23 protein-coding genes are annotated in these 19678 nt (G+C 62.4%); 6 read left to right on the top strand and 17 right to left on the bottom strand.

The genetic code is table 11. The annotated features are described in order from the left end of the window. Positions 1–13: 13 nt before the first annotated feature. Positions 14–1624 (bottom strand): sensor histidine kinase, encoded by a 1611-nt coding sequence (locus HAD_RS17955; protein WP_162177486.1) that lies wholly within the window; start codon positions 1622–1624, stop codon positions 14–16. Positions 1625–1774: 150 nt separating this feature from the next. Here HAD_RS17955 and HAD_RS09000 point away from each other — a divergent pair, with 150 nt between their 5' ends. After that, entirely contained in the window at positions 1775–2773 is a 999-nt protein-coding gene (locus HAD_RS09000) for a hypothetical protein (protein ID WP_035570608.1), read from the top strand. Between the two features lie 74 nt (positions 2774–2847). Next, positions 2848–3279 (top strand): SufE family protein, encoded by a 432-nt coding sequence (locus tag HAD_RS08995; RefSeq protein WP_035570606.1) that lies wholly within the window; start codon positions 2848–2850, stop codon positions 3277–3279. On the opposite strand, the gene HAD_RS08990 is transcribed toward HAD_RS08995, so the two are convergent. From HAD_RS08990 to HAD_RS08915, 16 genes are all read right to left on the bottom strand, one after another. Next, on the bottom strand, positions 3246–3905 hold the full coding sequence (locus HAD_RS08990) for a hypothetical protein (RefSeq protein ID WP_035570604.1): 660 nt from the start codon (positions 3903–3905) through the stop codon (positions 3246–3248). The two genes, HAD_RS08995 and HAD_RS08990, sit on opposite strands and share 34 nt — an antisense overlap. Next, on the bottom strand, positions 3880–4245 hold the full coding sequence (locus tag HAD_RS08985) for a helix-turn-helix domain-containing protein (RefSeq protein WP_051596062.1): 366 nt from the start codon (positions 4243–4245) through the stop codon (positions 3880–3882). The genes HAD_RS08990 and HAD_RS08985 overlap by 26 nt, the downstream gene beginning before the upstream one ends. 103 nt (positions 4246–4348) lie before the next feature. Then, positions 4349–4846 (bottom strand): PAS domain-containing protein, encoded by a 498-nt coding sequence (locus tag HAD_RS08980; RefSeq protein ID WP_035570602.1) that lies wholly within the window; start codon positions 4844–4846, stop codon positions 4349–4351. A 149-nt stretch (positions 4847–4995) separates the two neighbouring features. After that, a complete protein-coding gene (locus tag HAD_RS08975; protein ID WP_241765333.1) occupies positions 4996–5409 on the bottom strand; it encodes a Ros/MucR family transcriptional regulator in 414 nt (137 codons plus the stop codon). Positions 5410–5547: 138 nt separating this feature from the next. After that, positions 5548–7308 (bottom strand): Na(+)/H(+) antiporter subunit D, encoded by a 1761-nt coding sequence (locus tag HAD_RS08970; protein ID WP_035570600.1) that lies wholly within the window; start codon positions 7306–7308, stop codon positions 5548–5550. Beyond that, positions 7308–7751 (bottom strand): hypothetical protein, encoded by a 444-nt coding sequence (locus HAD_RS08965; RefSeq protein ID WP_035570599.1) that lies wholly within the window; start codon positions 7749–7751, stop codon positions 7308–7310. The genes HAD_RS08970 and HAD_RS08965 overlap by 1 nt, the downstream gene beginning before the upstream one ends. Then, positions 7748–9256, bottom strand: coding sequence for a monovalent cation/H+ antiporter subunit D family protein (locus HAD_RS08960; protein WP_035570598.1), 1509 nt, complete (start codon positions 9254–9256; stop codon positions 7748–7750). Before HAD_RS08960 ends, HAD_RS08965 begins: the two co-directional genes overlap by 4 nt. After that, complete coding sequence (locus HAD_RS08955; RefSeq protein WP_051596061.1) at positions 9253–10785, bottom strand: monovalent cation/H+ antiporter subunit D family protein; 1533 nt, start codon at positions 10783–10785, stop codon at positions 9253–9255. Before HAD_RS08955 ends, HAD_RS08960 begins: the two co-directional genes overlap by 4 nt. Beyond that, positions 10782–11306 carry a cation:proton antiporter subunit C gene (locus HAD_RS08950; protein ID WP_035570596.1) on the bottom strand — a complete coding sequence of 175 codons (525 nt, stop codon included), beginning with the start codon at positions 11304–11306 and terminating at the stop codon, positions 10782–10784. The genes HAD_RS08955 and HAD_RS08950 overlap by 4 nt, the downstream gene beginning before the upstream one ends. A gap of 3 nt (positions 11307–11309) precedes the next feature. After that, a complete protein-coding gene (locus HAD_RS18790) occupies positions 11310–11762 on the bottom strand; it encodes a Na(+)/H(+) antiporter subunit B (protein WP_035570595.1) in 453 nt (150 codons plus the stop codon). Beyond that, complete coding sequence (locus HAD_RS18785; protein WP_084331848.1) at positions 11759–12400, bottom strand: DUF4040 domain-containing protein; 642 nt, start codon at positions 12398–12400, stop codon at positions 11759–11761. Before HAD_RS18785 ends, HAD_RS18790 begins: the two co-directional genes overlap by 4 nt. Then, complete coding sequence (gene mnhG / locus HAD_RS08935; protein WP_035570594.1) at positions 12400–12771, bottom strand: monovalent cation/H(+) antiporter subunit G; 372 nt, start codon at positions 12769–12771, stop codon at positions 12400–12402. Before mnhG ends, HAD_RS18785 begins: the two co-directional genes overlap by 1 nt. Beyond that, positions 12764–13060, bottom strand: coding sequence for an MrpF/PhaF family protein (locus tag HAD_RS08930; protein ID WP_035570593.1), 297 nt, complete (start codon positions 13058–13060; stop codon positions 12764–12766). Before HAD_RS08930 ends, mnhG begins: the two co-directional genes overlap by 8 nt. Beyond that, entirely contained in the window at positions 13057–13545 is a 489-nt protein-coding gene (locus tag HAD_RS08925; protein ID WP_035570592.1) for a Na+/H+ antiporter subunit E, read from the bottom strand. The genes HAD_RS08930 and HAD_RS08925 overlap by 4 nt, the downstream gene beginning before the upstream one ends. 97 nt (positions 13546–13642) lie before the next feature. Continuing rightward, positions 13643–14845 (bottom strand): DUF2336 domain-containing protein, encoded by a 1203-nt coding sequence (locus tag HAD_RS08920; RefSeq protein ID WP_035570591.1) that lies wholly within the window; start codon positions 14843–14845, stop codon positions 13643–13645. A 75-nt stretch (positions 14846–14920) separates the two neighbouring features. Beyond that, a complete protein-coding gene (locus HAD_RS08915) occupies positions 14921–15379 on the bottom strand; it encodes a hypothetical protein (RefSeq protein WP_035570589.1) in 459 nt (152 codons plus the stop codon). A gap of 146 nt (positions 15380–15525) precedes the next feature. Here HAD_RS08915 and HAD_RS08910 point away from each other — a divergent pair, with 146 nt between their 5' ends. Genes HAD_RS08910 through HAD_RS08895 form a run of 4 tightly spaced genes read left to right on the top strand, consistent with a single transcriptional unit; the run spans position 15526 to position 19640 of the window. Beyond that, positions 15526–16977 (top strand): MFS transporter, encoded by a 1452-nt coding sequence (locus tag HAD_RS08910; protein ID WP_035570588.1) that lies wholly within the window; start codon positions 15526–15528, stop codon positions 16975–16977. A gap of 56 nt (positions 16978–17033) precedes the next feature. After that, a complete protein-coding gene (alr, locus tag HAD_RS08905; RefSeq protein ID WP_035570587.1) occupies positions 17034–18089 on the top strand; it encodes an alanine racemase in 1056 nt (351 codons plus the stop codon). Then, positions 18067–18879 (top strand): MlaE family ABC transporter permease, encoded by an 813-nt coding sequence (locus HAD_RS08900; RefSeq protein ID WP_035570586.1) that lies wholly within the window; start codon positions 18067–18069, stop codon positions 18877–18879. Before alr ends, HAD_RS08900 begins: the two co-directional genes overlap by 23 nt. Next, a complete protein-coding gene (locus tag HAD_RS08895; RefSeq protein WP_035570585.1) occupies positions 18876–19640 on the top strand; it encodes an ABC transporter ATP-binding protein in 765 nt (254 codons plus the stop codon). The genes HAD_RS08900 and HAD_RS08895 overlap by 4 nt, the downstream gene beginning before the upstream one ends. The last annotated feature ends 38 nt before the right edge of the window (positions 19641–19678 follow it).

Raw genomic sequence — 19678 nt, 5'->3', positions numbered from 1 at the left:
AATGATCGAAGCGCTATTGCGCGGCATCGCCCATGGGGTCGATGTCCGCGTCCTGTGCGCACGGCAGGGTCACAGTAACGCGGGTGCCTTTGCCGGGCGCCGAGCGGATATCGATCTGGCCGCCGTGCATCTCCGCAAAGCGTTTGACCACGGCGAGGCCCAGCCCCGTACCCTTCACACCCCGGGCATTTCCGCCCTGGGAAAAGGGTTCCAGCGCGAGGCGTACGTCATCCTCGCTCATGCCCGCGCCCTTGTCAGTCACCGACAGGATGGCGGCATTGCCGCTGATCTCGGCGTCCAGCACCACGGCACTGTCGCTGTTCGAGTATTTGATCGCGTTGGACACCAGGTTCTGCCAGATCTGGCGCACGGCACGCGCATCGGCCTGGGCCCAGACTTCTTCGTCGGCCTTCAGGCGCAGCTTCACGCCGGCCCGTTCGGCCTGGTTTTCCAGTTGGCGGAGCACCGACTGCGCGGAGGCGGTCAGGTCCACCGGTTCCGGCTCCAGACGGTAGCGTTCGGCATCCGCACGGGCGAGGTCCAGCATATCCTCGACCATGAGGAGCAGTTCCTGCCCGCTGTCATGAATGATGGCCGGATAGTCCTGATAGGCTTCCGGCAGCGGCCCGCGGACGCCGTGGCGCATCATGTCAGCATAGCCGATGATGGCATTCAGCGGTGTTTTCAGGTCATGCCCCAGCGAGGCAAAGAACGCGGTGCGCTGGCGAACGGCGTCGCGCGCATGCGTTTCGGCATCGACAGGCGGGACTTTCTCGTCCTGTGACTGGCGGTCGATCAGCACCAGATGCGTGCCGCCTTCATATGGCGTGGCGCAGAACCCGACCTTGCGGCCGCTGACAAGCGTCGCCTCACCCGCCATCGGGGATGGCCCCTGAAGCGTTGCAGGCGGTGTCGCCGGATCAAGGACATCGCGCAACAGCGTGCCCGCGCCAATCGCCGGCAGGCCGAGCTTGTCGCCGTCAGCGCCGCGGATCATTCCGTCAGGCGTCACGTCCAGAAGGAGAACGCCGGACCCCGCCGGAACCGGTATGGTCGCCTTCGCGGGATGGGAAACCTCGACAGGCTGGATCTGGTCGGCTGCGGCGCGCTGTTCCTGACCGCGGGCCAGGTACCAGACCAGCAGCGCGCAGATGACAAGCGCTGCAAAAGCCAGCAGCCGGGCGACGCTGGAGAAGCCCGGAACGGTCTCCCCCATTGGCAGAATCCCGATTTCGGACAACAGAATCGCCACGAAATAAGCCCCGGCCCCGAAGATCGACGCTTCGGCCGCCATGCTGGAGTTTTGGAGGTTGAGCGCGACAAGCGGCGCGATCACGAAAAGAACGGCCAGCGGAGACATCGCCGCACCGCTCAGCGCGAGGGCAAACGCGGCGAACACAGTCCACGTAATCACCAGAAAAGACGGGGCAAATTGGTTCAGGAGCCGGTCAGGCCCAAGCAACAGATAACCCGCCAGTCCCGGGAGGGAGGCCAACCCCAGCCAAGCGAACGACAATGCTTCTTTTTCGCGTGATACGAGAATAGAACAGGCAACCGCGACCACCATGGCCAGCCAGCCAAGATGGATAATTCGTAATCTCTGACGCTGCTTTTGGGGCAACATATTAATACCCCGGTGAGATTCATTAGGCATTGTGACGGTGTCGGCGGTTTCTTGCTGTATTTGTAATGCAAGAAGCGGGCAAGCTGCTGTTCCCCCGTTGGGGAAGTTCAGGCAGAAAGTATCGTGTGACGCGTGAGGGAGTAAGCGAACATGAATTCCATCAGAACGATCGGGGCCATTGTTATCGCTATGGGGATGGCTCTTGGGGCCTCCGCACAGGAAGGCCAGCCTGAAGAGAAGAAAACCGGGGACGCGATCTCGAAATCCGCCGCCGTTTACGCCACTTACCAATCCGAAGTGACGGACGTTAAAACGAAACCGCTCGGCTCTGCGGGCGACATCGACAACGCCCTGAATTCACTTGGCGGACACAATCCGGACCAGCTGTCGCAAGGCTGGATTTCCTATTCCGCCCTTATCGCTTCTCAGGACGCTGAGTATCGCGCCGCCGTACGTGACATCGCAGATTTCTATGGCCGTGACGCCATGATGAACGGCCTCGCCAATGACGTCCGTTATGCCCGTACGCTGAGTGGGGGCGACAATGCCGTCAGCGCCGCGCTCGCCGCGACCGAGGCTGACAGCCGCCGCCTTTCCAGCGCTGCGGCGTTCGTGAAGGAACAGGCCTACTCGCTGCAGGCATCCGGCTGGGCCAAGGCCAAGATCGGCAATTCAGGCGCCAAGGCCACAACCCTCGACAAGATCCAGAAGGCCGGCATCCCGGCCAGCCAACCGCTGGTCAACGCCTTCAGCGCCGCTGACATCGACGGCGTGCTGGTGCAGGCCGGTGTCCCCGGCGCCCCGTCGCTTTGGGACAATGTCTCCGGCGCCGCCAGTGCTGTCCGTTTCCCGGTCGCCGTGACGTCCGGCCTCAAACTCAACCGCAAGCGCGTGAAATACGGCAAGGAACCGATCGCTGACCAGATCGCCACACTCGCCGCTTTCCGCGTCATGGGCGCTGAAGCCGCAACCCCGGCTCAGATGTCCAGCGCCATGTCCGAACGCGAGACCCGCGGCTGCATGAACATGGCCAACCTGAACCTGCAACAATGCGTTGCCGCTGCGAACCAGCAGTACGAAGTACCTTTCTGTATCGGAGAGCACGCGCTCGCCGATGTGGGTAAGTGTATCGGTGGGGTCTACCAGTAAGCCCCCTCCATCTCTCAACCTTGACCCCCGGGGCCCATGGCCGCCGGGGGTTTTCTTTTGTGGCTGGATGCCCCATGTCAGCGCCCATGAGTATTGCCGAAACCGCCGCAGACATCCGTGAAGACTTCTCCTGGCTCGATGACTGGGAGGCGCGCTATGCCCACATCATCGACCTTGGCAAAGCGAACCCGCCCCTGGAGCCGCACGAGCGGACAGAGGAAACACGCGTCCGCGGCTGTGCCAGCCAGGTCTGGCTGGTGACCGGCTGGGAAGACGGCAAGATGGTCTTGCGGGCCGAGTCCGATGCCATGATCGTTTCCGGCCTGATCGCCCTGCTCGTCCAGCTCTATTCCGGTGCCAGCCGGAACGAAATCCTGTCTTTCGACGCGAAGGCCTTCCTGGACGAAATCGGCGTCAGCGGCGCACTGACGGCCCAGCGCTCAAACGGCCTCGCCTCCATGCTGTCTCGTATTCAGGACGACGCGAAAGCCCTGCCCGCCTCCTGATCCGGACAAAGCAGGCCGTAGGCCTCGGTCAGTCGCGCCAGGGCATCCCTCGCCCGGTCAAGCCCGCCACCGGTTTCGTGCCGCAACGCCGAGACGGTGAACCTGTCCAGCACCAGCATTTCGATCAAGCCGGCCGTGTCAGGGCCGAGCGCGGTTTCGATGGACGTCAACCGCTCGCACGCCGCCGCCAGCTGTTTCGGCGCGTCGGTGCGCAACCGGCCCGGGGACGCAGCCAGGTGGTAGTCCGCCCGGAACCGCCCGGCCGCCGCGCGCAGCCGGACCCCGAGCGGCGATGACGCAGCAATGTGTTCCAGCACCCGGACCGGCGGCGTCCCGTTTGGACTGTGCAGAACGGCAACCGGTCTTGGCGTCTCCAAGGGCACGTCGCCTGCCTGGACCAGACGGTCAGGATCGCCCCGGAAAGCAGCCAGCAGGTCGGCCGCTTTCAGGCGCACCACGACATGGGCCGGCAGTCGGCCACAGCGGCGGCTTCGCTCATCTGCCCACTGATGGAGCCGGAATGCCGCGCCGTCCCGCACAATCAGGCCGCCCGTCCGCAACAGGCGCCGGGCCCGCCAGCCCGACAGGATACGGTCGCGCTTACCCGGCACAGGCCACCCGCGCATCGTCAAAGGATGCCCCCCCCAAAACGGCCACGCTGCACAGGCCCACGGACAATTGTTCCACCCAGATGTCGAAGTCCGGATCGTCACGCAGGTCTTCGATGACGTGGCAGGCATGGGACACCGTCGAGCGGTCGCGGCTGAATGCCCGCGCAACCCGGCTGAGGCTCATGCCGAGGCTGGCGCGCAACAAATACATCGCGACCTGCCGGGCCCGTGCCTCCGCCGGGGAGCCGCGCCCGCCGCTCAGCACCTCCTCCGGTTTGAGCCCGAGCGCATAAGCGGTCAGGGCACCGGCGAGATAGGCGCGGTCTTCATCTTTCCTGGGGTCGAAATCCGACAAGTCATCCTCCTGCTATATGGAACAGGCAGAAGACTACCCGAGATCAGGCAGTGTAGGATAACTTTCCTATCCGCGCAACGCCGTGCCAGGCGCAGCAAGGGATTCAGGCGGCGTAGAGGTTCGATTTCTGGTGGATAGCGGCCCCACCCGGCGGCGTCAGCAGCAGGTGGCGGCTGGCGAGTTCCTCGTCATGGCACAACACCTGATTGATCCGGCCATCGGCCCCGGTCAGCGGCAGGCGAAGCCAGGCATGCAGCCGGTTGCCGGTTTCAATCACGCCGCCCACCGGCATGGCCCGGTCGATCGCGGCGGACAGGCCCAGCGCATAGGTCTCGGCAGCGGTGCCGGCAACCTCCTCGATCAGGCGGCCGCGGGCTTCGAAACCGAGCAGGTCGCGCAGGCGGGATCCGGCGATTCGGAAGCGCCCGGCCCCCGATTCGTCGAACTCTACGATGGAAATGCTGGCCAGCACGGACCGCAGGTGTCCCGGGTCCACCGATTCGCGGCGCGGGACACCGTCCGATTCGCCCAGTCGGCACCAATAGTCGACAAGGCTGCGCTGGACGGCCGTTACGCCTCTGAAAACATTCTGTTTGGTCATCTTCAGCCACCCCCGTGGTGATTCGATAGAATCACCTATCGCGCGAGTTGTGGGTCCGAATCAAGAGTCTTTGTGATGTTTTGTTAACCAAGGTTACCGGAATGTTTTATTTCGTTTCCGGAACAACAAGTATTCGCGCCTGAGTTCTTTTACTTGTCTGCGCGGCCCAGGCCCATCTTTTTGGCAAGCTTTGAACGCTGACGCGAATATCCCGGCGCAACCATTGGATAGTCGGACGGCAGGTGCCATTTCGCCCGGTATTCTTCCGGCGACATGTCATAGGACGTACGCAGGTGGCGTTTCAGCGATTTGAACTTCTTGCCGTCCTCCAGACAGATCAGGAAATTGTCTGAGATGGATTTCGCAACTGGCACGGCAGGTTTGAGCTGGGGCTTGTCGGCCTCACTCCCCGCAACGGCCGACAGGGAGTCATGCACGAGACGGATCAGATCCGGCAAGTCATCCGATGCAACTGTATTGTTGCCGACATAGGCGGCGACGATTTTGGAAGCGTAGCCGACCAGGCCCGGCTGGTCTTGCTCACCCTTGTTTGTATCTGACACCTATTACCCTGCCCCCGCATCCCAATGACCGGCCTGCACCTTCGCACAAGTCCGAAAACGTATATCTCAAAATTTCAGACGCGGCCTCCGCCACACCGGTGGGGGCCGCGTCCATGCCTCAGTTTCAGGCAGGTCTGTCTAGCCGACAGCCATGAAGGACAGCAGCAGGACAATGCCCAGCAGCGCCGCCGTCCAGATTGTCATCGCGCCATTCAGCACGCCGCCCCGGGCCAGTTCGCCCCGCGGGCTGAAAGCCGCTTCGATCCAGTTGTAGGCCCGGCTGGTAATCCGGAAGAAGGCCGCCGTCATCGCAGGTCCGGCTTTGCCCCATACAGTGCCGGCCCATTTGACCAGGTTGTAGCCCACCTTGCGGTAGGTCCAGTCGCTGTCGAGGATCACGCCGCGTTTCTCCGGCGGGTAAGCGTGGACACGCTTGAGCAGGACAAAGGCGAAGATGGCGAGCACCAGGAGCTGGAACTGGGTGAGAATGTGCTCGAACGAGAACAGGTGGTGATGGGAATAGCCCATCGCCTCCTCTCTGTAAGGCAACAGCCCATAGAGCCATTCATGCCCGAAGCCCGGGAACAGCGCAGGCAGCCCCAGGAAGATGCAGAGGAACGCCGCGATGCCCATGGCGAGCAGCATGTTGAAGGGCGCTTCCTTCACACGCAGGCCGCTGTCGTGGCCGAAGAAGGCGTAATACGGAATCTTGATGCCTGAGTGTTCCAGCACACCGGCCGAAGCGAACATAAGCATCAGGAAGATCACGGCATATCCGGCCGAGGCGACTTCCGAAATGATCATCGACTTGGTCACAAAGGCCGAGAACAGCGGGAAGGCCGAGATCGCCATCGCGCCGATAATGCAGAACACCGTGGTCCACGGCATGGAGCGGTGCAAGCCGCCCAGCTGGCTGGCTTTCACCGTCCCGGTCCGATAGAGCACGGCGCCCATCGACATCATCAGGAGGCCTTTAAAGAAGATATCCGCAAAGGCGTGCGCGGCGACGCCATTGATCGCCAGCGGTGTGCCGACGCCAACACCGCAGACCATGAAGCCGACCTGGTTGTTGATCGAATAGGACAGCACGCGGCGCAGATCGTTCTCGATCACGGCAAAGAAGACCGGGAAGACCGTCATCGTCGCGCCGATCCAGATCAAATGGTCCTGTCCCGGGAACATGCGGGCCAGCGCGTAGACGGCCAGCTTGGTCGTGTAGACCGACAGCACGACCGATCCGACAACGGTGGCCTTCGGATAGGCATCCTGCAGCCAGTTGTGCAGCAGCGGGAATGCCGCCTTGATGCCGAAGGCGATGAAGATGAACAGCACGCCCGGATCGGACAGATCGGTAAAGGCTTCGAGCGACAGGTCCCCGCGCGACTTCAGCACATAGGCCAGGCCATTCAGCAGCAGCACGCCCGACAGGACCTGTACGCCCAGATACCGCATGGCCGCATAGTAAGCCGCACGCGTCTGCGCCCGCAGGATCAGGAAGACGGAGCTGATGGCCGTCAGTTCCCAGAACACGAACAGGGTCATCAGGTCGCCTGCGAGCGTCGCGGCGACGGCCGCCCCGGCGTAGAACAGCGCCGCTCCATCCTGGATCCGGTCGTCCGAATGCAGGGCGTAGATGCCGTTCAGAACGGCGGCGATAAGAAAGGCGAGGCTGAAGATGAAGTTCAGCGCATCGACGCGGTAGAGCACCATTTTCAGGCCCAGAACCTGCGTCGTCACGAGATCGGCATTCTGCGGTGCGAACACCAGCAGCAGCAACGCCAGCAGCGGCGCGGCAATGGTCACCACCTGGCGCACGCTGCGCATGGTGATGAACAGGCTCGCGACACCTGCGATAATCAGCACCCATCCGGGATTGAGACCTGCCAGCATGGTCGGCATTACGCGTCTCCCTCGGAAGTGTGGTGCGGCGCTGGCAGGTCATCTGCCATCGGCGCCTCCGGATCGACGCCCTCGGGCGGTCCGCCGGCGTCGTTATAATAGTTCTCGTCCCGGCGCAGCATGTGGCCCAGAGGCCAGCCCATGATCACGGCAAAGGAGAAACAGACGAAGCCCCAGATGCCGTAGAAGCCGGAATAATTTGCAAATTTCAGATAGTCGTGCCGCACCACGAAGAAGTCGACGGACAGCATGATCAGCGACAGGCCCAGAAGCACGTAGAAGATGATGTTGCCGATGCCCTTGCGGTGCGTCCAGCCGAACAGGATCTGCGACAGCGGATGAATGCCCTCTGCCGATGGCGTGTTCAGCTTGTGCACGGACTCTGCTGCGCGCTTCACGAAGCGGCCGGAATCGTCGCGGCCATTGTCGGTCGGGTCGCTCATGGCTGGCCTCCATCCGCGATGTATTCGACACGGTCACCCACAGTCGGGGCAAGGAAATCTGAAATCGGTCCGACGGCGAAGAACAGGATGATGCACAGCGTGGCGGTGATCAGCGGCGCCACCACGGTGGGCATCGGTGCCCCGTCCGGACGTTTGAAAGGCTTCGGCTCCTTTGTACCCGGCGGTGGCATCAGGGCCAGCAGCGGGATCGGCAGCAGGTAGGCGATGTTCAGCAACGACGACGCAATCAGGACCAGAGACAGGTAGACATTGTTATGGTCGATGGCGCCCTGCATCAGCTCATATTTCGGCCAGGCCCCGGCAAAGGGCGGCAAGCCGATGATCGACAAGGATCCGATCATGAAGGCGATGAAGACCAGCGGCATCTTGCGGCCAAGGCCGCGCATGTCGGAAATATTGGTCAGGCCCGTGGCGACGTAGATCGCGCCTGCGCACATGAACAACGTCATCTTGCCGGCTGCGTGCGCGGCGATCTGCAGGCTGCCGCCCAGCCAGCCGGCCGGGTCGGCCAGCATCGCGCCGGCGACCACATAGGACAGCTGCGCAATCGTCGAATAGGCAAGCCGCGCCTTGAGATTGTCCTTTGTCATGGCAATCAGCGAACCGACCACCATGGTGAAACAGGCCACCCAGAGCACGAATTCCCGCGCGGGCGTCGCTTCCAGAAGGTCCGTCCCGAAGATGAAGATGGCGATCTTCATGATGGTGAACACACCGGCTTTCACAACCGCCACAGCGTGCAGGAGGGCCGACACGGGGGTCGGCGCGACCATGGCGTTCGGCAGCCAGAAGTGGACCGGCATCAGCGCGGCCTTGCCGACACCGAAAGCAAACAGGATCAACAGCGCGCTGGCCACGGCCGGGCTGATGTCTGCCCCGGCCAGAAGGCCGCCGGGCACGAAGTCGAGATTTTGCCCGCCGAGCACCCAGGTCCACATCACGGCCGGCAGCAGCAGGCCAATCGAGGTGCCCATCAGGGTGAGCAGGTAAATGCGGCCGCCGCGCTTGGCCGCGGCATCGCCCTTGTGGGCCACCAGCGGATAGGTCGACAGCGTCAGCACTTCGTAGAAGATGAAGAGCGTGAACAGGTTCGCCGACATCGCGACGCCCATGGCGCCGAAAATGGCAATCGCGAAGCAGATGTAGAAGCGCGTCTGGTTCCGCTCTCGGTTCCCGCGCATATAGCCGACGGAATAGAACGAGTTCACGATCCACAGGCCGCTGGCCACGAGGGCAAACAGCATGCCCAGCGGTTCCAGCTTGAACGCCATGCTGAGTCCCGGCGCCGCCTGGCCGAGGTTCAGCTCGGGGCGTTCCCCGCCGGCCACATGCATGGTCAGCAGGATGATCACGACAAACAGCAGGCCTGCGCCGGTGAAGGTCACCCCTTCCCGCAGGTTCGGCGACCAGCCCATGACGGCAATACCGCCCGCAATCAGCAGCGGCAGGACCAGCGCGGCGAGGATCAGGGTCTCAGGGCTCATCGGAACGCCTCCACACCGAAGGCCGCGGCAGCCGCGTCACGCGCGAGGCCGAGCGGGAAGTCCGCCGCGATACCGAAATACAAATTGGCGAGGGCCAGGACCCAGAGCGGGACGAGCAGGAGGACAGGCGCCTCCTTGCGCGTCTTGCGCGGATTGACCGGGGGCTGAAAGAACACCGCCTCCAGGACGCGGCCCATATAGATCACTGCCAGGAAGGACGAGAACACGACGAGGGCGACCGCCCACCACAGGCCCTGGTCGAACAGGGCGAAGCCGAGCTGGAGCTTTGACTGGAAGCCGGCTGTCAGCGGCACGCCGATCAGCGACAGGGCCGCAATGGCAAATGCCGTCATGGTCCACGGAGCGGACCGTCCAAGTCCGGCAAAGTCCCGTATCGTCGTCCCCTGGTAGGTCAGAACCACGCCGGCGACCGCCATGAACAGGGCGCCTTTCATCATGGCATGGTTGATCAGATGGAACAGGCCGGCTGACAGGCCCGCGGTCGTCCCGATGGACACGCCGAGGATCATGTACCCCACCTGCGCAACCGAGGAATAAGCAAGGATACGCCGGACATCGGTCTGGAAGACCGCCTGGAAGCTGCAGACGACCATCGCTGCAATGCCAAGCGGCATGAGGATCGCGCTGAAGGCGGAAATCTCGAAGCCGTAATCCGGACGGAACACGGTGAACAGGAACCGAATCAGCGCGTAAAGCGCGACCTTTGTCGCTGTCGCCGACAGGAACATCGTCACGAAAGTGGGGCTGTAGGAATACGCATTCGGCAGCCACTGGTGCAGCGGCCACATCGCCGCCTTCAGGCCCAGGCCAACCAGGATGAATGCAAAGCCCGCCTGCACACTGCGGTGCCCCGCCAGCTCCGGCAGCAGCGTGGAGATCTGGTACATGTTCAGCGTACCGGTCGCCGCATAAAGGAAGCCGATGCCAATGATGTAGAAGCTGGCGCCGATCGTGCCCATGATCAGGTAGTTGAAAGCGGCCGGCAGGGCCCGGCGGTCGCGGCTAGATCCGAGCGCGACCAGAACGTAGGTGGAGATCGAGGAAATCTCGAGGAAGACGAACAGGTTGAACGCGTCCCCCGTGATCGCCACGCCATTGAGACCGGCGAAACACACGAGGAAAGCGGAATAGAACAGCGACCGTTTCGGCTTCGGGATTTCCGCAACCACGGTCGGCCAGGAGAAGACCGAGGCGAGCAAGCCGATCGTCGTGACGATCAGCAGGATCATGGCATTCAGCGCATCGACCCGCAGCTCAATGCCCAGCGGCACCGACCAGTTGCCGATCTCGTAGGACACGACGCCAACCGGTGACGTCTGCACAAGGCCGAGCAGGATGATGGCGAACAGGAAGCTGATACCCGTTGCAGCAATGGAAACCAGCCACGCGATGCGCCCTGTCGGCACCAGGGCCAGCGCCGGCGCCAGGAACAGCGGCACCATGACCAGCAGCGGCGCGGCATGCGTCAGCGCCCATGCTGGCGCAGCGTTCAGAATAGCGTCGATCATGCAGTCGCCTCGCTCACGGCTTTTTCGGCCTCGGCATGCTGGGCCAGCGCGGTTTCAAGATCGATTTCGTTCACTTCGTCATTCTCGATCGAGCCATAGGCTTCCCGGATCCGCACGACCAGGGCGAGGCCGACCGACAGCGTCGCCACGCCGACGACGATTGCCGTCAGCATCAGGACATGCGGAAGCGGGTTGGAATAGGTGTTGGTGAGATGCGCCACGCGCTCTGCGTGCTCTCCCCCGGCGGCGAGCACGGCGTCCAGTGCGGCATGGCCGCCTTCGGCCTCCGCCGCATGACCCGCGCCATGATGTTCAATGGCGTCATCCCCGAACAGGATCGGCGCTGTGCCGCCGGAGACTTTGCCAAGCGTCACATAGAACAGGCAGATCGTTGTCTGGAACAGGCCGAGGCCAACCATCCGCTTGATCAGGTTCTGCGACGCAAAAGTAATATAGAGACCGATCATCATCAGAACGATGACGACCCAGTAATTGGCGCGTTCGAGCAGGAATTCCAGCATGGCTTACCAGTCCTCGTCGCGGATTTCGGCCACACGACCGGCAAAGGCGTAGAAGATCGTCAGCATGGCGCCGGACACACCGCACAGCACGCCAAGCTCGATCAGGAGAATCCCGATGTGCTGGCCATGGTGCTCGCCCGGCGGCTCGTGGAACAGGGCCTGGTATTCCAGGTAGTGACCGCCCTGCAGCATCGCCCAGAAGCCGACACCGGCATAGATCATCACGCCGACCGCAGCGAGCGAGCGCGTGAAACCGGGCGGAACGGCACGCATCGCTGCCGGAACGCCGAAGACCAATGCATAAAGAATGATCGCAACAGCGATAATCACGCCGGCCTGGAAACCACCACCCGGGCCGAAATCGCCGTGGAACTGAACATAAAAGGCGAACATGGTGATCACAGGGATCAGCATCTTCGCAATAACGCGCAGGATGACGTGGTGATCGGTATTCATGAAGGATCCTCGTCACGGGCAGCCGCGGTCTTGTTCGCACTGTGACCGCCTGAACGGCCCTCATTGCGGATACGCTCGGCCAGCGAGCGTTCGCCAAAGCCCAGCAGCAACGCAACGGCCAGGCCAGCGGTAAACACAACACATGTCTCGCCCAGCGTATCGAAGCCACGATAGCTGCCGAGCACGGGGGTCACGACGTTGGGAATGCCGGTGTCGAACCAGGCGACCTGAAGGTAAGTGAAGCCAACCCCGGTATTTGCCGGAGACGAGGCGTCGCCAAGCGCCGGCAGGTCGACAGTGGCATAGATAAGGGCTGCGCCTGTCGCCAGGCAGACCAGCATGGGACCAAGGCGGAAGAAGAATTTTTCCGGTTTCGCCGTGCGCGAAGTGAGCAGCATCGCGCCCAGCAGCACCACGGTCGACATGCCAGCGCCAACGGCGGCTTCGGTAAAGGCCACATCGACGGCGTCGACAGCGACATACCAGGCGGCCGAAACAAGCGAGTAGATGCCCGACAGCATCACGATGGCAAACAGGCTGCGCATCCGTGCGATGGCCACGCCGGTGGCGAACAGGATGCCGAGCAGGAAAATATTGACCAGGACGACGCCAAAGTCGCCATTGAACATCGAGTGCATCAGGCGTCCTCCCCTTCCGCTTCAGATGTTCCGACCCGCCCGATAATCGGTTGGACACCCGCGGTATGGGCCGCATTGGCAAGCGCGTGCGACGCGGTCGGGCTGGTCAGGAATATGAAGACGCAGATCGCGAACAATTTGGAAATCACCAGCCAGCCGGGTGAAATCAGCATCATGCCGATCAGCACCAGGGCTGCGCCGGACGTATCGGTGATCGAAGCCGCATGAAGCCGTGTGTAGATATCCGGGAAGCGCAGCACGCCCACGGTGCCGATCAGACACAGGAGGGCGCCGCCAAGGCTCAACAGAGCGCCGAGCGGAAACCGGATGACTTCCCAGTATCCCAGAAGGTCAGCGAAGAACTCAGCCATCGGCATTGCCTCCCTGGCCGCGGCGCACAAGCGGCACCTGGAAAGACCGGTAGCGGAAGAATTTCAGGATCGCGATCGTCGAAACGAAGTTGATCAGCGCATAGGTGATGGCAATGTCGAGAAATTCGGGGCGATCCATCACGAAACCCAGAAGGCCGAGCGCCAGCACGGTCTTGGTTCCGAACGAGTTCACCGCGAGAATACGGTCATAGAGCGTCGGTCCGATGAAGGCGCGCAGCAGCAGCAGCCCCATACCGAACAAAATCGCGATCAGCGCGGCGGCAATCATGCAGCGGCTCCCTTTCCGTCAATCGCGCGGGCGGAGCGCTGGTCCATTTCAACGAAGGCTTCCGGCTGGGAATCCTGTTCGTAGAGTCCGTGCACCAGCAGCTTGTCGCCTTCGATCTCTACGGTCACGGTCCCGGGCGTCAGTGTGATGGAATTGGCGAAGGTCACCTTGGCGAGGTCTGACTTGCAAACCGTCTTCACCTTCACCAGGGCCGGCGCGATATCCAGATCGGCCTTCAAGCAGGCGCGGATGACGCTGAGGTTCGCTTTCACGATCTCTTTGGCCAGCCAGGGGAAGTAAAGAATGAAACCAACGAGGCGCACATAGGGCGAGCCTTCACGGTCGATGATGTCCAGCCTGTAGGCCAGAATACACGTCACGATGAGCGAAATGCCGCCCAACGATAGAATCAACGGCGTGTTATGGCCGGACATCCCGAGCCAGAACGCCGCCAAAGCCAGTACCAGCCCCAGGAAATACGCCACGCGCAACCCTCTTTCTATCGCCCTTAACCGGGATGGGACTAAAGGTGTAAAGTGGTTTTGAAAAGCCCGTTGGGGACTGTTTTGCAGTTTTGAACGGTTATCTGCCAAAAACCAGACGTGCTGTACGCTGTGCTGCGGAGAACTCTGCTTCCTCATTCGCCGGCATGGACGTCCCTGCGCCGGCCTGAACGGCGCCGGGCGAATAAGCGGACGACAACGCCCAGTTCCAGTAGCGCAGGATGGTCTGCGCCTTCGCCACGCTCAAAATCTCATAAACTTCAGAGACATGGTGGTATTGGGGATGAACAACCCCCTCCTCCAGTTCCAGGGGTTTCTTCAACGCCACCCAAAGGACGGGCAGGAAATCCCGCTTCACACCGGTCGCCTTGCACAGCACGGCCAGGGCTTCTCCACCTTCATCGCCCAAAATCTTGGCAGCTGTCACAGGTTTGACACCGGACAGGTAGCCGATCTCCTGGGCGGTCTGCGCATCCATGCCGTTAAGAGCGGCTGCATTGATCGCGCTTTCCAGGCTGTCGAAGGGGCTGCGTTCCAGCGCGGCGCGGTTGCGCTGGCGGCGCTCGATCAGCTGGATGGCCTTTCGTGCCACCGGATCAGCCCATTGCTCATCCGCCATCATCTCGAAGACGTCCTTGCAGGAGTCGATGATTTCGAGCCGGTCGGACGCATAGCGCTGGAGAATCCGCTTCCGGGTCGGCCCATCGGCCCACCAGAACAATGTCAGCGCATGTGACGGGATCGTCTCCAGCCGGTCTGCAATGATCGGGCACAGGGCCGGCACGTCGCGTGACCGGCGCACAAGTTTGTCGATGGCCTGCTCCGGCAACTCTGCGCCATTGTTCGAGACCAGCTCTTTCAGCACGTGATCCTCGCCTTCTTCGGCGAGATAATCACTGACCATGCCCGGAATGTTCTTGCGCTTGGCAATCGCCAGCCGGTGATCGGGCGTACCGGTCATGGCAATATCCCGCAGGTCGCAGGCGTCGAACGCTTCGTTCTCCTCCAGCAGAGGCGCCGCGATCTTGTAAGGGCATTGCGCGAGATAGCGCAGCAGACGCCGCGGGGCTTCCTTGCTCTGGGCCAGGCGCCGGGCGCACATGGCGCGGTCCTCATTGTCTGCGTGGAACAGCATATCGAGCAGGATATCGGCTGCCATATGGCGGTCCTGCTGTGTCAGCCGCCCGCCGGAAGGCATCGAAACAATATCTACCAGACGCCGGAACAGCGTGTTCCGCGCGCGCCCGGTGCGTGGCTTTTCGGCCTGTTCGATCGATTCCATGTCGAATTCGTATCCGTTGAACCGGGAAAGGGTCGCAGGAAACAGTTAACGAGGGGTGGAATGCGCGCCGGTTGGCTAGCCGCGGATACGGCCCGGATGCACAACCAGCACCAGCAGGCTGGCCACCAGCATCAGGATCGACAGCATGAACAACTGTCCTCCATCTGTCGCAGTGCTCGCCGGATCCAGTGAGACAGGTACTTCCCGGCCAAGCCAGGGAGACAGGTGAAACGCAATGGCAGCGCCGCAAACCAGTGCCGCAAGTGCCGCTCCGAACCGCCGCGAGAACGGCAGCAGCAGGAAAAAGGCGGCCAGCAATTCGACAATCGCAATCACGAACCGGCCAGCCGGTTCGAACAGGGAAACGCCCGAGCGTTCGGCAATGGTCTGGAAGACGATGTTCTGGCCTGGCGCATCGAACAGCTTTACCGAGCCCTCCGGCGGATTCGGCAAGGGCGCGATCGTGGACTGGATGAACATGGCGATCAGGAACAGCGCGAGCGCCCAACTGATGAGATGTCTGAATATACGCATGGTTCACCCTGAAAACCGGCAGGTCCATTAACGCTACCGGTCGTAACGCTGCAGCGCAACTGGTTGAAACCCGGCGTTTCTGTGGCGAAGCGGGCTTTCCATCCCAGCCGGGCCTACCTAATGTCCCGCACCGAGCGGGAGGATGAATGGAAGAACCAGCCGAATCCATTGCCGACGAGATTTCCGAGGAAGGCGCGGACGACATCACGTCGCCGGTCAGCGGCGTCAGCGAAGCGCTGACAGCCGGGGCTTCGCTGCTATCCACGGCGACGCATTGGCGGGCGCGCCGCGTCCGCCGTGTCGTCAAGATCGAGTTGCCGGCTTATCTTCTCGTTCAGTGCAGCTGGTTCATGGCGTTCGGCCTGCAGATGGTGCTGTTCCCCTACCTGATCACCGACCCTAATCACCTGCACCGGGACGGCCTCGCACTGGGCCTCGCCAACATGGCCTTGTCTGGCCCGTCCGTGATCTTCCTGTTGCTGGGGGGCGTGGTCGCCGAACGGGCGGACGGCAAACGCCTGCTCATCCTGCTGCACCTGATGGCGGCAGCCCCTGCCCTGGCCCTTGCAGCCTTTGTCTGGAAAGGCACGCTGACCTATCCCGCCATGATCGCTTACGGCCTGACCATCGGTACGGTCGGTGCCTTCATGATGCCCGCCCGCGACTCCATCGTGAATGAAGTGGTCGAGCGCCGCGCCCGGGTCGGGTCCGGCGTAACCCTGCAACTCGGCGTGACCCTGGCTACGATGGCACAGTTCGTCGCCCAGATCGGCGGCCTGATCATTGGCGGATATGCCGACAAACTGACCAAGATGCCGGACTGGCTGGGCGGGTTCGGCATTGGCCCGATCCCGGCCGAACAACTTCTTTTCATTCAGGGCGCCGTGCTCGCGCTCGGCGCCATTTTTGCACTCTGGCTTGGCAAAGGGCGCCAGCTTCTCAGCAGCGGACGGGGCATCCAGGGCGCCTTTGCCGACATCGCCGACGGGTTCCACGCCGTCCGGTCCGACGGCAAGCTCTGGGCCATGACGGCCCTGATGTTCGGTGTCGGCATCTTCGTGATCGGCGCTTTCCTCGTCGTGCTGCCCATCGTGAACCGCGATGTCTACGGCTTCGGGCCGGATGGGATCCGGGACATGTTCGTGACGTTCTGGATGGGCGCGTTCGTCTCGTCCGTCGTTCTCTCGATCTTCAAGCGTATCAAGCGGCAGGGGCGCTTATTGCTGATCGCGCAGTTCCTGGCGTCGGTCAGTATTCTTCTGATGATGTGGCCAATCCCTCACTGGGGCTTCCTCACCATCGTCTTTGTCTGGGGGCTCGCCGCAGGCATCTCCATCGCCATGAGCCGCTCAATCGTGCAGGACGCAGCCCCGAAAGAGAAGCTCGCCCGGGTCCTGTCGATCTATCAGCTGGGCTTCATGGCAGGCGCCCCGTTCGGCGCTTTCCTGATGGGGGCCCTGGTCGACCTGTTCGGGCCGGAGAAGATCGCCATCGTGCCTGCGGGCGGCATGATCACTCTGATCATCTGGATGGTCTTCTTCACCCCTGTCTGGAACATGAAAGGCTCTGCCTGGCTCGCCCATAGCCAAAAGGCCTGAAAGTGCCGCCTTTGACGGGCTGACAATTGCGCAGAAGCCAATTAACCCGTGCAATCATGTCGTCCGAGCCGCGTGCCACTGTTCACCTCAGCCATATCGTCGCCAACTGGCGGACGCTGGCGGGGCTGAACCCGAAGGCAGACACAGCGGCGGTCGTAAAGGCGAATGCCTATGGCCTGGGCGCGGAACGTGTCTCAGCAGCGCTCGCTGCGGCAGGGTGTGAAACCTTCTTTGTCGCCTATCCTGAAGAGGGCGCCATCGTGCGCAAGGCGGTCGGCGCCAAACCGGCCATCTTCGTTCTCAACGGTCCGGCCTCCTCGACCATGCACCTGTTCCATGCAAACGCCCTGACCGCCGTGCTGAACAGCGACGCGCAGATCAGGCTGTGGGCCGATGCGGCGAACCTGCCCTGCGCGCTGCATTTCGACACCGGCATGAACCGGCTGGGCCTGCCCGCCAGTGCGCTGGAGACGGAAGGCGACGCCTTGCGGGCCCTGAAACCGGTCCTGGTGATGAGCCATCTGGCCTGCGCCGATACCCCGGACCACGCAATGAACGCCGCCCAGCTTGGCGCCTTTAGCGAGATCGCCGCCGCCTTCCCCGGCGTGCCGGCAAGCCTTGCCAATTCCGCCGGCTGTTATCTCGGCCGTGACTATGGTTTCCAGCTCACCCGCCCCGGCATCGCCCTTTATGGCGGCTCCACCCCGCCCGCCCGCGTGCAGATCGAACACGCTGTGACGCTGGAAGCGGAGATCCTGAGCGTTTTCCCGGTCAAGGCGGGGGAAACCGTCGGGTATGGCGCGACGTTTACAGCCAAGCAGGACATGCTGCTGGCAACCGTTGGACTTGGTTACGCAGACGGCATACTGAGATCGGCCTCCAACTGTTTCATCGGCTGGCTCGACGGCACACCCTGTCCGGTAACCGGGCGGGTGACGATGGATCTGATCACGATTGATGTTTCAAAAGCACAGCGGGCGGCAAAAGCAGGCCGCCGCGTTGAATTCCTTGGTCCGCATGCCAAACTCGAAGATCAGGCCGCGCGAGCCAACACACTCGGCTACGAATTACTTACAGGAATCGGGACCCGTGTCGAACGCCTCTACCCGTAAACGCGGGATACCCAATCCGCTGGCCTGGATCGGCTCAGCAACCCTCGGCTTCTTTGCCGAGATCGGCCGGCTGGCCACATTCTCGGCCCAGGTGAAGGCGGCTGCCTTTTCGCCCCGCTGGTATTTTGGACAGATCTGGAAGCAATTCGTCCAGATCGGGTTCTACTCCCTGCCGGTGGTCGGCATGTCGGCGATCTTCATCGGCGCCGCGCTGGCACTCAACATCTATCAGGGCAGCGGCCGTTTCGGCGCCGAACAATTCGTGCCGAACATTGTTGTCCTGGGCATCACACGCGAACTGGGCGCCAGCATCACGGCGCTGATGCTGGCTGGCCGGGTCTCCGCCGGGATCGCCGCCGAGATCGGCGCCATGCGGGTGACCGAACAGATCGACGCGCTGGAATCCCTTTCAGCGTCCCGCTATCGCTACCTTTATGCGCCGCGCTTCCTCGCTGCGCTGATTGCCGTGCCCATGCTGGTCGTGGTGGCAGACATTATCGGCGTGATGGGCGGCTGGCTGGTCTCGGTCTTCGGCCTCGGCTTCGACTCTACGGTCTACCTGCGCAACACGCTGGATTTCATGACCCGCAACGATGTGCTCACCGGCATCATCAAGGCATTCGTGTTCGGCGGCATCATCGCGCTGATGGGATGCTATCAGGGTGACCAGTCCAAGGCCGGGGCAACGGGCGTTGGCCGGGCCGCGACGCTGTCCATGGTCGGCGCGGCCGTGCTGGTGCTTGCCGCCAACTATGTCATGTCGACCATCTTCGTGGAGTTTGGCCTGTGACGACCCCAATTCTCAGTCTGCAGAATGTCGAGAAGCGTTTCGGCAAGAACCACGTCCTGCGCGGGGTGACACTGGACGTCGCCCCCGGCCAGAGCCTTGTCGTGATTGGCGGCTCCGGTTCGGGCAAGTCTGTCATGCTGAAGAGCGCCCTCGGCCTGATGACACCGGATTCGGGACAGATCCTGTTCAATGGAGAGGATGTGACCCAGGCGAAGGGCAAGACCCGCGCCCGCATGCGCGAACGTGTCGGCATGCTGTTCCAGTCCGGTGCGCTGTTCGACTCCCTCACCGTCTGGGAGAATGTCGCGTTCCGTCTCGTGAACTCCGGCGTGGTCAGCCGTGCCAAGGCAAAGGACCGCGCCATCGAAACGCTCAGCAAGGTCCGCCTCGGCGCCGATGTGGCAGATCTTTACCCGGCAGAGATCTCCGGCGGCATGCAAAAGCGCGTTTCGCTCGCCCGCTCGATCATCTCCAAACCGGACCTCATTTTCTTCGATGAGCCGACCACAGGCCTCGACCCGATCACGGCGGACGCCATCAACGACCTGATCATCGAACAGGTCCGCGGCCTCGGCGCTGCCACGGTGAGCATCACCCACGACATGGCCTCGGCCCGCAAGATTGCGGACGAAGTCGCCATGTTGTTCGAAGGCAAGATCATCTGGCGCGGCAAGGCTTCCGAAGTGGAAGACAGCGGCAACGCCTATGTCGACCAGTTCGTACACGGACGCGCCGAGGGCCCCATCCAGCCGGCTTTGTAGGGTCTTCCCCCAACCGGCAAACGCCCTTATCCAAACCA

Origin of the sequence: Hyphomonas adhaerens MHS-3 (assembly GCF_000685235.1) — a bacterium.
Taxonomy (GTDB): Bacteria; Pseudomonadota; Alphaproteobacteria; order Caulobacterales; family Hyphomonadaceae; genus Hyphomonas; species Hyphomonas adhaerens.
This window is presented reverse-complemented; position numbering and strand designations above follow the sequence as displayed.